The following is a 247-nucleotide window of genomic DNA, read 5'->3' as shown; positions in this document are numbered from 1 at the left end:
GTCGGCGCCGCCGATCTGGTCGGCTCCGCGCTTGGTCATGTTGACGAGGTAAGGCACGATGTCCTCGCCGACCTCCTTCGGGTTGACGAAGTGGGTCATGCCGAAGCGTTCGCCCCAGGCCTTCTTGTCGTTGTTGAGGTCGACACCGATGATCATGTCGGCGCCGGCAAGGCGCAGGCCCTGAATGACGTTGAGGCCGATGCCGCCGAGACCGAAGACGATCGCAGTCGCACCCATTTCCACCTGT

The 247-nt window shown here is 63.2% G+C and carries 1 protein-coding gene; it reads right to left on the bottom strand.

From position 1 onward, the window contains the following. A partial coding sequence (locus ASE71_RS05450; protein ID WP_156411747.1) for a zinc-binding dehydrogenase occupies nt 1-247 on the bottom strand: 247 nt, incomplete at both ends.

The sequence above is a fragment of the Ensifer sp. Root954 genome, assembly GCF_001429005.1.
Classification (GTDB): domain Bacteria; phylum Pseudomonadota; class Alphaproteobacteria; order Rhizobiales; family Rhizobiaceae; genus Ensifer; species Ensifer adhaerens.
The sequence above is the reverse complement of the archived record's forward strand: the minus strand, read 5'-3'. Positions and strand labels throughout refer to the sequence as shown.